The organism is Flavivirga algicola (genome assembly GCF_012910715.1).
Classification (GTDB): Bacteria; Bacteroidota; Bacteroidia; order Flavobacteriales; family Flavobacteriaceae; genus Flavivirga; species Flavivirga algicola.
This window is the reverse complement of the sequence record NZ_JABBHF010000014.1, coordinates 44,108-59,478: the sequence shown is the minus strand read 5'-3', so window position 1 is coordinate 59,478 and position 15,371 is coordinate 44,108. Positions and strand designations below refer to the sequence as shown.

At 30.8% G+C, this 15,371-nt stretch carries 13 protein-coding genes; 8 read left to right on the top strand and 5 right to left on the bottom strand.

Annotation, left to right across the window (positions count from 1 at the left end):
* Positions 1-26: 26 nt before the first annotated feature.
* The 6 genes from mnmG to HHX25_RS19240 all read left to right on the top strand — a co-directional run bounded on the left by mnmG (position 27) and on the right by HHX25_RS19240 (position 7,266).
* Positions 27-1,898, top strand: a complete 1,872-nt coding sequence (gene mnmG / locus HHX25_RS19265) for a tRNA uridine-5-carboxymethylaminomethyl(34) synthesis enzyme MnmG (RefSeq protein WP_169676823.1) — start codon at positions 27-29, stop codon at positions 1,896-1,898.
* A gap of 734 nt (positions 1,899-2,632) precedes the next feature.
* Positions 2,633-3,484, top strand: coding sequence for a class I SAM-dependent methyltransferase (locus HHX25_RS19260; RefSeq protein WP_169676822.1), 852 nt, complete (start codon positions 2,633-2,635; stop codon positions 3,482-3,484).
* A 228-nt stretch (positions 3,485-3,712) separates the two neighbouring features.
* Positions 3,713-4,228, top strand: coding sequence for an OmpH family outer membrane protein (locus HHX25_RS19255; RefSeq protein WP_169676821.1), 516 nt, complete (start codon positions 3,713-3,715; stop codon positions 4,226-4,228).
* Between the two features lie 1,105 nt (positions 4,229-5,333).
* A complete protein-coding gene (gene rpiB / locus HHX25_RS19250) occupies positions 5,334-5,768 on the top strand; it encodes a ribose 5-phosphate isomerase B (RefSeq protein ID WP_169676820.1) in 435 nt (144 codons plus the stop codon).
* Positions 5,769-6,686: a cation diffusion facilitator family transporter gene (locus tag HHX25_RS19245; protein WP_169676818.1), complete on the top strand. Its 918-nt coding sequence runs from the start codon at positions 5,769-5,771 to the stop codon at positions 6,684-6,686.
* Positions 6,687-6,822: 136 nt separating this feature from the next.
* On the top strand, positions 6,823-7,266 hold the full coding sequence (locus HHX25_RS19240; protein ID WP_169676816.1) for a GNAT family N-acetyltransferase: 444 nt from the start codon (positions 6,823-6,825) through the stop codon (positions 7,264-7,266).
* A gap of 4 nt (positions 7,267-7,270) precedes the next feature.
* On the opposite strand, the gene HHX25_RS19235 is transcribed toward HHX25_RS19240, so the two are convergent.
* The 4 genes from HHX25_RS19235 to rnpA form a co-directional block, all read right to left on the bottom strand.
* Complete coding sequence (locus HHX25_RS19235) at positions 7,271-8,623, bottom strand: T9SS type B sorting domain-containing protein (RefSeq protein WP_169676814.1); 1,353 nt, start codon at positions 8,621-8,623, stop codon at positions 7,271-7,273.
* Positions 8,610-9,464 (bottom strand): OmpA family protein, encoded by an 855-nt coding sequence (locus HHX25_RS19230; protein ID WP_169676812.1) that lies wholly within the window; start codon positions 9,462-9,464, stop codon positions 8,610-8,612. Before HHX25_RS19230 ends, HHX25_RS19235 begins: the two co-directional genes overlap by 14 nt.
* 67 nt (positions 9,465-9,531) lie before the next feature.
* Entirely contained in the window at positions 9,532-11,166 is a 1,635-nt protein-coding gene (locus HHX25_RS19225) for a S41 family peptidase (protein ID WP_169676810.1), read from the bottom strand.
* A gap of 12 nt (positions 11,167-11,178) precedes the next feature.
* Positions 11,179-11,553: a ribonuclease P protein component gene (rnpA, locus tag HHX25_RS19220; protein ID WP_169676808.1), complete on the bottom strand. Its 375-nt coding sequence runs from the start codon at positions 11,551-11,553 to the stop codon at positions 11,179-11,181.
* 135 nt (positions 11,554-11,688) lie between these two features.
* On the opposite strand from rnpA, the gene HHX25_RS19215 reads away from it, so the two are divergent.
* Together HHX25_RS19215 and HHX25_RS19210 are read left to right on the top strand one after the other, a co-directional pair.
* Positions 11,689-13,539 (top strand): CBS domain-containing protein, encoded by a 1,851-nt coding sequence (locus HHX25_RS19215; protein WP_169676805.1) that lies wholly within the window; start codon positions 11,689-11,691, stop codon positions 13,537-13,539.
* Positions 13,540-13,542: 3 nt separating this feature from the next.
* A complete protein-coding gene (locus tag HHX25_RS19210; RefSeq protein WP_169676803.1) occupies positions 13,543-14,733 on the top strand; it encodes a succinylglutamate desuccinylase/aspartoacylase domain-containing protein in 1,191 nt (396 codons plus the stop codon).
* Positions 14,734-14,802: 69 nt separating this feature from the next.
* Here HHX25_RS19210 and HHX25_RS19205 read toward each other — a convergent pair whose 3' ends face one another.
* Entirely contained in the window at positions 14,803-15,369 is a 567-nt protein-coding gene (locus tag HHX25_RS19205) for a 5-fold beta-flower protein (RefSeq protein ID WP_169676801.1), read from the bottom strand.
* Positions 15,370-15,371 lie beyond the last annotated feature (2 nt).

Below are 15,371 nucleotides of genomic sequence, written 5' to 3'. Positions count from 1 at the left end.
ACATAGGTGTTTTAAAACCAAAAATTATGTTTAACGAAGTTTATGATGTTATAGTTGTTGGAGCAGGTCACGCGGGGAGTGAAGCTGCTGCTGCTGCTGCAAATATGGGTAGCAAAACATTGCTGGTAACCATGAATCTCCAAAATATAGCTCAAATGTCTTGTAATCCTGCTATGGGTGGTATAGCCAAAGGACAAATTGTAAGAGAGATTGACGCACTTGGCGGTTATAGCGGAATTGTTTCCGATACTTCTGCTATTCAGTTTAAAATGTTAAACAAATCGAAAGGGCCTGCCATGTGGAGTCCGAGAGTACAAAGTGATCGTATGCGTTTTGCTGAAGATTGGCGATTGCTTTTAGAGGGAACGTCTAATCTTGATTTTTATCAGGAAATGGTATCTGGTTTAATTGTTGAAAAAGGAAAAATAACAGGTGTAAAAACATCGCTTGGAATTGAAATAAAAGCGAAGTCTGTTGTCTTAACTAACGGTACTTTTTTAAATGGGTTAATACATATAGGAGATAAGAATTTTGGTGGCGGTAGAGCAGGGGAAAAAGCTGCAACCGGAATTACAGAACAGTTGGTAGATTTAGGGTTCGATTCTGGAAGAATGAAAACAGGAACGCCTCCTAGAGTCGATGGACGGAGTTTAGATTATTCTAAAATGATTGAGCAGCCTGGTGATGATAATCCAGAAAAATTCTCGTATTTGGATACAACAAAACCATTAGAAAATCAACGCTCTTGCCACATGACTTATACGAGTCTAGAAGTCCACGATTTACTTCGTGAGGGCTTTGACAGATCACCAATGTTTAATGGTAGAATTAAAAGTTTAGGACCTCGTTATTGTCCGTCTATTGAAGATAAAATTAATCGATTCGCAGACAAAGACAGACATCAATTATTTATAGAACCAGAAGGTTGGAATACCTGTGAGGTTTATGTAAATGGGTTCTCTACATCTCTTCCAGAAGACGTTCAATTTAAAGCACTGCGATCTGTAGTTGGTTTTGAAAACGTCAAGTTTTTTAGACCAGGTTATGCAATCGAGTATGATTATTTTCCTCCCACACAATTAAAGCATACTTTAGAAACTAAACTAGTAGAGGGTTTGTTTTTTGCAGGTCAGATTAATGGAACTACAGGATATGAAGAGGCCGCTTCTCAAGGATTGATGGCTGGTATAAATGCCAGTTTAAAGGTTCAGGAAAAAGATGCTTTTACCCTAAAAAGAGATGAAGCTTACATAGGTGTTTTAATAGATGATTTAATAACTAAAGGCACAGAAGAGCCTTATAGAATGTTTACATCAAGAGCCGAATATAGAACTTTATTACGTCAAGATAATGCCGATTTAAGATTAACACCAAAAGGTTTTGAAATTGGACTGGCTAGCGAAAAGCGTTTAAAAAGAATGGAACAAAAGCATAACGATGCAAAAAAATTCGTTGAGTTCTTTTCTAAAACAAGTGTAAAACCAGAAGAAGCAAATCCAGTATTAGAGTCTAAAAAATCTGCTTTAGTAAAACAATCTGATAAGATGTTTAAGATCTTTTCAAGGCCAAATATCACAATTGATGATGTTAGAAAATTTAAGGCTGTTGAACAATATATTCAGGATAACAATTTAGACAATGAGGTTATTGAACAGGCAGAAATTCAAGTTAAATATTCTGGATATATAGCCAAGGAAAAAAATAATGCAGACAAATTAAGTAGGCTGGAGTATGTAAAAATTCCAGAGAATTTTGATTACTCACAAATTAAATCCATGAGTTTTGAAGCACGTGAAAAATTAAAAAAAATACAGCCAACAACCGTATCTCAAGCATCAAGAATTAGTGGTGTTTCACCTAATGATATTTCTGTATTATTGGTTTACATGGGTAGGTAATTTATAAGTGTTCCACGTGGAACGTTTTACGATTTTAGATTTCCGTTTATACGAGAGTCTGTATTTAAATAGAAATACAGACTCAGAACATCAAATATTTTTGATGTAAACCATAAATTAAAAAGAGAATAATCTTAATAATATTGTTGTTTTTATCTATAAGTGCTATGTCCTGCAAAAGTAAAAATGATAAAATAAAAATTGCAAAAACATAATACAAGAAACTAAATAATTCTGATTATTCTAAAATTTCAACATTGCTAATCGATAGTTTAGTAACAAAAGAAATCGATTATAAAAAAGCCTTTTCTCAAGAGGAATTTATAAAATTTTAAAATGGGATGCTGTCTTTGAACCAGAGTATGAAGTCTTAAAAATTGAAGAAAAAATAGTTTCGTTAAAACAAAAATTCGCAAAAAGACAAAAGGATTCTATTTCTTTACGAGGCACCAATTATTAGGTTTAAAGAGAAGAAAATTACAAGTATTGAAATTATAAAATATAATGTTTTCAATGATACTGTTTTTTCTCTTAATAGAACTAAACTCTTAAATTGGATTAAAAAAATCATCCTTATCTAAAAGGTATCATTCACGACCTAGCAAAAAAGGTGCTTTAAAATATTTAAAAGCAATTAATTTATATAAAGAAGTAAATTAAAATACTAGTGTAATTTATATTGAATTTGTAGATTTGGCTTTTCTTTTTATTGATTACATGTTAGAATTACCTTAATGAGAAATAAATCATTTCACTTAAAAGTCAAGGATTATTCTGTTTCTAAAGAATCGTTCGAATTAATTAAAAATTCTGAATATGGTTTTCTTGAAACAATACCTCAACCATCTTTAGAAAAATTACCCGATTATTATAAAAGTGAAGATTATATTTCACATACCGATTCTCAACGAAATTTGTTTGAAAAAGTCTATCATTTAATAAGACAAATTTCATTAAAAAAGAAACTCAATTTAGTTAATTCTTTTTCTTCAAAAGAAAAAAAACTTTTAGATGTTGGATGTGGTACAGGCGATTTTTTACAAACTGCCAAACAAAATAATTGGAAGGTTTTTGGAATTGAACCTAACGAACAAGCTCGAGAGATAGCTAATAAAAAAACTCATGATGCTGTTTTTGAAACTGAACAACTTTCAAAATTTGAAACATCGAGTTTTGATGTTATTACACTTTGGCACGTGTTAGAGCATTTGCCGAATTTAGAAGATCATATTTCTATTTTTAAGAAATTATTAAAACCTGATGGTACTTTAATAATAGCCGTCCCAAATTATAAAAGTTACGATGCGAAACATTATAAAGAGTTTTGGGCAGCTTATGATGTACCTAGACACCTTTGGCATTTTGATAAAACATCTATTTCTAAATTAGTTTTAAAAGTTTCGATGGAAGTCCTAAAAATAAAACCCATGCTTTTTGATGCATTTTATGTAAGCCTACTTTCTGAAAAGTATAAGCATGGAAAAATGAAACCTATAAAAGCATTTTATATAGGGTTGCTTTCAAATTTAAAAGCGATTAGATCAAAAGAGGCTTCTTCTTTAATTTATATCATTAAAAATAGCTAAAATCTATTTTAATAGGCTTATGTAGTCTTACATGATATGAAATAACCAAATACTAACCTATATTTTAAAACCCTCTTAAATCGCTTTAAAAGACTTTATAATTAATAGATATTAATTATTCAAATAAAATAATGCTATAAATAATAATTATAAATCAAATTCGAAGCATAATTTATCAAAATTCTGAACTACTTTACTATTTTTGTTCAGATTTTAAAAAACGATAAAATGAAAAATATACTTTATGTATTATTAGTAGCCGTAGCTTTTACTTCTTGTCAAAAAGAAAAAAAAATCGGATTTATAGATAATAGTCTTCTTATAAATGATTTTCAAGAGAAAAAAGATTTAGAAACAAAATTTCAAGCAAAAGAGGAGGCCTTTAAAAAGAAAGCAGATAGTATTGGGCAAGCATTTCAATTAGAGGTGCAACAAACACAATTAACTGCTCAAAAATCATCAAAGAAAAAGGCACAAGAATTGATGGGTGGTTTACAACAAAAGCAACAAGTATTGCAACAACAAATGCAATTTGAGCAACAACAGTTAACTCAAGCTTTTCAAACCGAAATAGATTCTGTAATCATAAAAGTAAAAGACTTTGTTAAAGATTATGGAAAGAAAAATGGCTATACTTACATATTAGGAACCAGTGATGCTGCAGCAACGGTTTTATATGGCACCGATGAAAACGATTTAACACAAACTATTTTAGATGCCTTAAACGCCGACTATAAAAAGTAATAAATCAAATTAGTAAAATAAATTATATCCTGGCCTTGGCCGGGATTTTTGTTTTAATACAACTTTGTATTAGCTTATAGTCATCTAAAAAGAGTATGAATCTTTTATATTTTTTGAAGAACCATAGAAGCTAAAGTAAATTCTTCTTTTCAAAATATACAGCAATAGTAAATATTATAAGTAAGTTTTTTCTTATATATAATTATAACCTATTTTTATAAAACTTCTTATATCTTCATACTAAAACCCATCTATGCTCTTTTCTCTATGGCATTCTATGCAAAATAAAGTCGATGCTAGCCTAGTTTATTATAAACACTATTTAACATCACTATAAAGGTCTCAAATTGATTAAATAAGTTATATTATATCATTCATCACTATATCTTCTATATAAGGGCTCTAATATAGTCTATATTTAATTTATCCATTTTGATCATAGATAGCCCCATTGACTTTGAATTAGAAACCAAATTAAATAATATACTTTTCAAAATATTAAAAACTCGTCTCTATAAAATGAAAAATTAGAGTTATTCACATTATATAGTATAATACTATTTTCTTTTAAAAATTTAAAAAAATAATAATGGTTATTATAGTGTGTTAATAGTTAGGATAACTTTTTTAAATTTTATTTTGATAACAATTAATTTACTTTCTATTAATAGTTAATTAACAATATAAATTATTTTAATAGGTTCATTTTTAATGATTTTAAAATTTATATACACACTTGTTAACAACTCAAACTAACAACTTTTTCTAATAACTATTCCTTTATTTTGTGTTCACATCTGTTATTTTTTGTCTAATAACATTGCTAAAAAAAGTAATTTAAATTTTTGGAAAACTCATGTTTATTCTTGATTGAAAAAATAAATGGATTAACAATATTTTTCTTTTAGAAAGTAATGAACACTTATTAACAAGTAATTAATATAGTAACACACATTACTTATTATTAACATGTACTTAAAATTATAAAATATGGTTTAAAACTTGATTTTCATAAAGAATCCTTTAATATATCTAACAAAAGACATTCGTTATTTTTAATATATAGTTAGTACCTTTATAGCCTATAAAAAAAGATAATAAAACCATGACAATTTCTATAGGTAACGATCACGCAGGAACAGATTATAAATTTGCAATCACGCAGTATTTAGAAGATAAAGGCCATGTTGTTAATAACTACGGAACCGATGCTAATGATAGTGTAGATTATCCAGATTTTGTACATCCTGTAGCTCAAGATGTTGAAAATAAAAAAGTAGATTTTGGTATTTTAATATGTGGTAGTGCAAATGGTGTTGCTATGACAGCAAATAAATATCAAAAAGTACGTGCTGGTTTATGTTGGACAAAAGAGATTGTCGAGTTGATAAGACAACATAACAATGCGAATATTTTATGTATCCCAGCGCGTTATACAGCTATTCCGCAAGCCTTACAAATGGTAGAAACATTTTTGAATACCGAATTTGAAGGTGGAAGACACCAAAACAGGATAGATAAAATTCCGCTATCTTGTTAAATGGGTCATTCACATACTCATAATCACACTCACGCTCATAACGACCTAAAAGGACGTAATCTTTTTATATCTATTTTATTAAATATTCTTATTACGGCAGCGCAAGTAATAGGTGGTATTGTTTCGGGTAGTTTAGCATTATTGAGCGACGCCTTACATAATTTTAGTGATGTCCTTTCTTTGGTGGTTAGTTACATAGCTAATAAGTTATCTAAAAAAAAAGCTTCAATTCATAGAACATTTGGGTATAAACGTGCAGAAATATTAGCAGCATTTATAAATGCATCCACATTAATAATTGTTGCAATTTTGTTAATTATTGAGGCCATTAAAAGGTTTCAAAATCCAGAAGAAATTGAATCTAATTTAGTTATTTGGTTATCCATTTTAGGGATTGTAGCAAATGGTTTAAGTGTGCTTTTATTAAAAAGAGATTCAAAATCTAATATGAATATGAAAAGCGCTTATCTGCATTTATTAACAGATATGATGGCCAGTATTGCTGTACTTATTGGGGGGCTGTTAATGAAATATTATCAACTATATTGGGTAGATAGTGTCTTAACATTTGCAATAGCAGTTTATTTAATTTGGATGGGGTTCGATTTATTAAAGAGCTCTACTAAAGTGTTGATGTTATTCACTCCAGATGATATTCCCATAAGTCAAATAGTTTCCGAAATAAATGCTTTTGAAAGCATTAAAAATGTACATCATGTCCATGTTTGGCAATTAAATGAAGAAGAAATTCATTTAGAAGCACATATTGATTTTAATAACGATATAACCCTGTCTCAATTTGATGTTATTTTACATAAAATAGAAGATTTGGTTTTCAATAAATATGATATTAATCACGTGAATATCCAGCCAGAATTTGGGAAGGATGATGTTAAAGATGTGATTGTGCAGGATTAATGCCATTCCTGCGGAGGTAGGTAGGAATCTCTTGAATTAAAACTAAAATTAAACGAATTATTACATATCGATTACGCTCAGTGCAGGCAGTTACATTTTAGGTATTCATGAGAATGACAGATCAACTTTATAAAACATGTTAAAAACACAAGTAAAAACATTTGAAGCATTAACTAAGCGAGAATTATATGATTTGTTACAACTGCGCAGTGACATATTTGTTATAGAGCAAGATTGTTTGTATAGAGATATAGATGGAAAAGATTTTAAAGCTTTGCATATTTTGGGCTATATAGACAAAAAAATAGTCGCTTATGCGCGTATTTTTAAACCTGGGGATTATTATGCTGAATCCAGTATGGGGCGTGTAATTGTTGCTAAAGAAAAGCGAGACTTTAAATATGGTCATATTATCATGAAAAAATCTATTGAGGCTATTAAAGATCATTATAATACCACGTCAGTTAGAATTATGGCTCAATCCTATTTAAAAAAGTTCTATTCTAATTTTGGTTTTATCCAAGTTGGTGAAGAATTTTTAGATGATGGTATTCCACATATTATAATGATTAAGGAATAAATAATCAACGTTTTAAAGTAAAATGTCCCCTAACAATTTCACCAGAATTAAGGGTAATAACATACCAATAATCGTCTGTATGTAAAAGTTCTCCGTTAAAAGTACCATTCCAACCAGGAGCATTAGGAGGTAATGACTTTAACAGTTTTCCATATTTATCGAAGATATTTACCGTTTTTATAGAGTTATTGGTGTCAAAAACTTGCCATACATCATGGTATCCGTCGTTATTTGGTGTAAAGTATTTTGGGATGTAATAATCTTCATCGATAATTAATACGCTAAAACTAGATTCATTGCTATCACATGCTGTTTCGTTGTAAATATATAGGGTTAATGAGGTTGTAATAATATCTCCAACACTAAATGGAAAACCACTTCCTCCAGACTCTGTAAAGTAGTTTCCGTTTGTTAATGCAGGTAATATATAAGATGTATTGGTTATAACATTTTCTAGAGAGTCTACATTTACAAAATTCCCACAATCATTTTGAGAGGCTATATAATTCGAAAAAGAAACGGGCTCCCAAGTTGAATGATTTCCAGAAGGATTATCAACAACAACACAGTTTAAATTGGGATTAGCTCTAAAATCCATGGTATTAACATTCCCATTGTTCCCATTTCTAATATTTAATCTACAGAGATTATTATTGCTACAATCTAGTTGTGCTAATCTGGGGTTATTAGATAAATCCAATTCTGTTAGCCCATTAAATGCACAATTTAATTGGATTAATTGGTTATTTAAAGAGAGATTTAAATTAGTTAATTGATTATTTTCACAAGTAAAAAAAGTTAAACTTAAATTATTGGATAGATCTAAATTACTTAATAGGTTATTACCAGACAGAAATCTACTTAATGTGGTATTTTGAGAAACATTTAGAGATGTTAATTGATTATTTTCACAAGCCAAAACATTTAGATTTGGGTTTTGAGTAACATCTAAATTAGCTAGTGCATTATTTTCACACCTTAGTGAAATTAAACCTGGATTTTGAGTAACATCCAAATTGGTTAGTTGATTAGATTCGCACCAAAAAATTTGCAGATTTGAATTTTGAGTAACATCTATATTTGCTAATTGATTATTACCACAAAAGAGTTCTTCTAAAGCACTAAATTCCTCAATACCACTTAAATTTTGAATATTATAATTTTCAATATTAAGTGATGTTTCCGTACTAATATCTGCTGTTAAAACAGTACCATTTATAATGCCATCACTATCGACTCCCAGATCAATAAGTGCTTGTTCAAAATTAGGGTCTGGAATGGATGTGTTTTGGGAAATACCAATACAACTTAGTAAAACAAAAACTAAACTGCATGAGTATTTTCTATTTACCCACATAGGTTATTAAAATTTCAACACGTCTGTCGTATTTTGGATCACCGCCAAGCGGAAATTTTCTGCGCATCCCCAGGTGGCGCATTCGCTTTTTATCAACCCCTTTTTTTGCAAAATAATCATAAACATATTTTGCCCGAGCTTCAGATAAATTGCGTTTTTTAGTTTTTCTATCAACAGCATCTCTACTGTATTGTGTACAGCACACATGACCTTGAATGGTGAAGTAAATATCTTCGCGCTCTACAAGTGCTTTAGCAATGGCCTCTAATGTTTTTTTAGAACTATAGGTAACCTGGCTGTAACCAGTTTTAAATAGGATGTTTTCAAAAACTATTTTGTCGCCAACTTTAATATCTCCCTTTATAACTTCTGGAGTTGTTTTCTTTTTAGGGACTTTTGCAACAGGTTTCTTTTTAACAGGTTTTGGTTTTGGCTTTTTTGGTGTGACTATAATTTCTACTTTTCGGTTTAAACCTCTTATTTTTAGTATATTTTTTTCTTCTACGATTTTTAGTAGGATTTCACCTTTTCCATCAACATTTGTAATTAGTTCATCACTAATTTCATTGCTGGAAAAAATAGCTTTTATAGCATCGGCACGTTGCTGAGACAGTTTTAAGTTATAAGTATCTGCTCCTCTGTCATCACAAAAACCAAATATAGAAATGGCCTCAATATTTACGTCGGTTAAAGTTGAAATAAAGAGAAGTAAACGATTTTCTTCTGTAGGTGGGAGAATGTACTTATCCGTATCAAAATATACAACATGCGTTAATTCTTTTTGAGAGAATACAAAAACAGAGTTGAGAGCCAATAATATTAATACCAATAATTTATTCATAGTGGGGTAATAGAACAGGTATAAATATACTATTTTTAATTTTTTTGTATATAGAAATAGGTAAATCTTACTTTAAAAAGTCATGATATATAGATGAATTACCAAGTATTTCTGTCGCTTTCTTTATTCTAGGATCATTTACTTTATAATAATCATATAACCCTTCCCTGTATACATATCTTTTTACTATATCTTCGGTTAACAATTCTAATAAATAACCCTTGTTTTCGTCAATAACACTGGTTTTTGATGCCTTCAAATTATTAACTAAAGCATTAAAGTCTTTTTCAATGTTATCATTTAATTCTTCTTTGGTTGCAGTTTCAAAGGCTTTATAAAGTGCTTTTTCCGTATCGGTTTCAAAAGAAAAATTATTAGTTTTTAAGTAGTTTTTAAAATCGGAAAAATCAGCATCAGTAAGATTTAAACTATTAATATCACTTAGGTTATGTTTATAATAATAATCGGTTCCATAATTAAATATTAAGTCACTGTTTACTATCGCATTTGTGATGGCCGAATTTTTAGAGGCGTTAAGAATGACATCTGGAAACACACCGCCACCGTCAAATACTTTACGACCGTTTTTGGTTTTAAACTCATTGTAATTTTCCTGTTTTACACGAACGGCCTCACCCTTTTCATTTCTGTTCCAATAATCTAAGGACTGAATACATCGACCAGAAGGTGTGTAATATCTGGAAATAGTTATTTTAACTTGGGTTCCATAGGTAAGTTGTTTGGGGCGTTGCACCAAGCCTTTACCAAAACTTCTGGCTCCAACAATAACAGCACGGTCTAAATCTTGCAATGAACCCGATACAATTTCACTTGCCGAAGCACTATGGCCATCAATTAAAACGACTAAAGGTATCTTGGTATCAATAGGTTCGCTTTTTGTATAATATGTTTTATTATATTTTTTTACTTTAGATTTTGTGGTGACTACCAATTGCCCTTTGGGAACAAAAAGATTTACAATTTTAATGGCTTCATTAAGAAGCCCACCAGGATTTCCCCTTAAATCCAGAATAATGCGTTCTGCCCCTTGTGCCTTTAAATCACGTAAGGCATAATTGGTCTCATAATGTGCTTTATTATTGAATCTGCTTAAAACAATATAGCCAGTTTTATCATTAACCATTGAGAAATGAGGAACAGCCTTTATTTCTACTTCAGCTCTTTTTATAGTGGCAGTTTGTGTTTTACCTTGGCGTTTGTAAATAACGTCTACAGGAGTGTCTGAGGCACCTTTTAACAAATCACCTGCATTTTCTTTATAAGTTTCAATAACGATGTCACCCACTTTAATAATTTCGTCTCCAGCTTTTAAACCTGCTTTATCTGCTGGGTAGCCTTTATAAGGTTCTACAATAACCAATTTATCTTTAAAGGTTTTTACTCTGGCTCCTATACCCGTATAATCGCCCGTATTATTAATTCTGGCTGCTTCAACATCCTGTTCGTTCATAAAGTTCGTGTACGGATCTAGGTCTGCCAGCATGCTCTTAATGGCAGTATCCATTAAATCTCCGGGATTCGTCTCATCGACATAGTTCATGTTGAGTTCTTTAAAAAGCGTCGTAAATATCTCTATTTGCTTCGCTATCTCGAAAAAATCATTTTTAAAGGCCGTTCCTGTAAAAAAGATAGTAAACGCCAGTATAGGAATTATGATCTTCTTTTTTAATAAGTGCTTCATAGTGGACGTATATTATTTGGAAATTTTGCTCGAAAATTTTTCAAACAAGTGCTTCATTTTTGACTCTACTTGGGTTAAGCTTGGTTTGTCTTTGCCAATGTACAAAATCATAAACGCATATTGTGTTGTAATGTTGTTAAAATACACGGCTTTGTTTAGCCTGTAGGCTTCCCTTAATAATCGTTTTATACGATTTCTATCTACGGCAGTTTTAAAATTTCGCTTACTTACAGAAACACCTGTTTTAGCTATAACTTGATCATCAAACGTTGTTTGAAGATAAACCAAACGCAAAGGAAAAGCAGAAACAGATTGTCCTTCTTCAAACAATTGTTCGATAAGCTTTTTACTTTTTAGTTTTTCTTTTTTAGGATATGATGTAGACATAAATTAAGTATGAATACAAAAGTAGCAATAAGAATTCACACGGCAACAGCTATATATATGCATGATAAAAATCATATTTAAACTCGTTGATTCGTAGTAATTTAATGGTTTAATAAACATTAAAGTATTATAACAATGGGCGATTTAAATGTTACAAAACTAACAACTAAAAAAGATCGGGCTAATTATATTTATCATTTACTAAACGACATTAAAGCTCTTGATTTAATGGTTGAAAAAGGGATGATTGAAGATACTAATTTTAGAATAGGAGCAGAACAAGAATTTTGCTTGGTAAATAATCAATTTTTACCAGAAAGCAAATCCTTAGAGCTTTTAAAAGATATTAATGATAACCATTTTACTACAGAAATAAGCAATTATAATCTTGAGATAAATTCTGACACCTTACCATTGGGAAGTACTTGCTTCTCAGAGCTGCATAAACAATTGGAGGCATTATTTAAAAAGGCAAAAAAAGCAGCATCAAAAAAGGATATTAAACTAATATTGACGGGCATTTTACCATCACTTTCCATTAACAATGTTAATGAGGAGAGTATGACTAATGTTGAACGGTATTCTGTTTTAAACGATGCTATAAAAGGAATAAGAAGGCAAAAATTTGATATACACATTAAAGGAGCAGACGAATTAAACTTATTACATGATTCTGTTATGTTAGAAGGTTGTAATACCAGTTTTCAGATGCATCTACAATTAAATCCGAAAACTTTTTTAGATAGTTATAATTGGGCGCAAGCTATTTCGGGACCTATTTTGAGTGTATGTAGCAATTCGCCTTTGCTATTTGGAAAAGAACTTTGGAGTGAAACCCGAATCGCTTTGTTTACGCAAAGTGTAGATACCAGGGCAAATTCTTATTTGTTGAATGAAAAACAGTCTAGAGTTAGTTTTGGCAATACATGGCAAACAGGGTCTATAACAGATATTTTTAAAGACAATATTTCTAGGTTTAGAAGCTTTATTACTACCGATTTTATTAAAGATAGTGTCGATATGCTAAATAATAACGAAACCCCTGGATTAAAGGCATTGGCCTTGCATAATGGCACCGTATACCCATGGAATCGGGTTTGTTATGGAAAAACAGGTGGCAAACCAAACTTAAGAATTGAAAACAGATACATCCCTTCTGGGCCAACAGTTATTGACGAAATTGCAAACATGGCATTTTGGGTAGGTGTTATGTTGGGAAAACCTAAAAAGTATAATAACATTCATGAAAAATGGGATTTCAAAGATGTAAAATCAAACTTTTTTAATGCAGCCCGATATGGTATGGCAACCCAGTTTTATTGGAATAGATCTTACATTTCTAGTTACGATTTAATATTAAATGAACTTTTGCCTATGGCATATAAAGGATTATATAGCGTTGGAATAGCACCAGAAGATGCTGAGCGTTATTTAAAAATTATTAGAAATAGAATAGAAACCAATACGGGTTCAGAATGGCTTATTAGAAATTACAGGCAGTTATTAAAAAGCCATAAACGTTTTGAGGCTATGCAAATATTAACATCTAAGATGTATGAAAAGCAAGAAAAAGGATATCCAGTTTCTACTTGGAGCAAGTTATTCGATAGCCATGATATTCCTTTTAAAAAACAACGGGTTGTAAAGCATATTATGAGCTCTGATATTTTTTCTGTCGACAAAAAAGATAGTATTGAATTGGTTTTGAACATCATGAAATGGAAAAATATTCACCATATGCCAGTTATTAATGGAGGCAGAGAACTAGTTGGTTTAATAAGCTGGACAGATGTTAAATCCTATTTAGAAAATCCCAGGCAACAAAACGATGCGGTAAATAAAATAATGAAAACAGATGTTATAACGACAGACGAGTACACACCTGTTGCCATAGCAAAAAAATTAATGGATAAAAACAATATAGGGAGCCTACCCGTAGTCAAGCAGAACAAATTGGTAGGTTTAATAACAAGAAACGATTTTTAATGCATGATAGATGTATATAGTAAAGCACGAGATACAAGAATTGTTGTAAGTAGAATACTTGGCAAAATTGAAGGATCCAAACCAGGATCGACCATGGTGTTTTTTGGTGGTATTCATGGTAATGAAACCGCTGGGGCTTTTGCTTTAAAAGACGTCTTAGAAACGATTAATCCGTTACAAGTAAAAGGTACTGTTTATGGTATTTCGGGCAACTTAAAAGCCCTGAAATTAAACCAGAGGTATATTGATGAAGATTTAAATCGACTTTGGACTAAATCTCGCATTGAAACCATTGAAAAAAAGAACGTTTTAAATGATGAAGAAACAGAGTTATTAGAGATTTTAAGTATTATAAATACTATTTTAGAAATAGAAAACCCGCCATTTTATTTTATAGATTTACATACAACGTCAAGTAAAACGTTGCCTTTTATTACCATAAATGATGCGCTAATAAACCGAAAGTTCTCCAAACAGTTTCCCTTACCTATAGTACTTGGTATTGAGGAGTATTTAAATGGTCCGTTATTAAGCTATATAAATGAATTGGGTTATGTGTCTATGGGTTTTGAATCTGGACAGCATAACGATTTAAGTTCTATCACAAATAATAAAGCATTTATCTATTTGGCTTTAGTCTTTTCTGGTATTATGAAGACAGATCAGGTAAGCAATTTTTTAGATCACTATAAACAATTGCTAACGCAATCGGCCAGTATTGTAGATGTTTTTGAAGTTATTTATCTTCATAAGATACAACCTAGCGAAACCTTTACTATGATAAATGGTTTTAAAAGCTTTCAAGCCATTAATAAAGGGGTTCCTATAGCTATAAGTAATAACAAGGAATTAAGGGCAAAGCACCAGGGACGTATTTTTATGCCTTTATACCAAACCAAAGGATCTGAAGGATTTTTTATTATAAGGCGTATAAGGCCGTTCTATTTAAAACTATCAATACTTTTAAGGCGTATAAGGTTTGATAGCTTATTAGTCGCGTTACCAGGTGTTACATGGTTAGATAAAGACGAAGGCAGTTTACAAGTCAATTTAAAAGTGGCTAAGTTTTTTGTCAAATCGTTTTTTCACTTATTAGGTTACAGAAATAGACAAATTACAAGAACGCATTTAAGGCTTAATAATCGAGAACGCGTTGCAAAAACCATGATGTATAAAAAAGAGCCTTGGTATTAGGCTTTTCTCAAACAAGAAATGTTATCGTGAAATTTTTCACTTTTTCAGCAATCTTGTTTTTGGCAAACACTAGCTGTTAAACTCAAAAAAGAAAAAAGTAACGACGGCCCATTCTTTTTTAATGCCTTTGGCATAGCCAATAATACTTCTGCTATTATCTAGAATGACTCCATCATCTTTAATATAACCAATAGTGCTTCTACTACTGTTTTGTACGGTACCATCTTTTTTAAGATAACCAATGGTACTTCTGCTATTATTTTGAATAATCATATAATCAGTTATGTAACCAGCAATAATTACATCACTATTTTGAATAGTCACATTACTTTTAATATAACCAACAGTGCGTCTACTATTATTTTGAATGACCCCATTATCTGTAATGTAACCAATAGTGTTTCTACTACTATTTTGAACAATGCCTTTGTCTGTAATATAACCAATAATATTTCGATCGTCATTTTGAATAGTACCAGGTCCTTGAGGATATCCTGTTACGGAACGATTTTTACTAGGAACAGTCCCCCCAGTTTTTATATAACCAGTTGTAGAGCGATTACCGTAATGGATGGTTTGCGCACTGGCAAATGTGATACACATTAAAGCTATGATGATAAGGGGGTGTTTTTTCACCT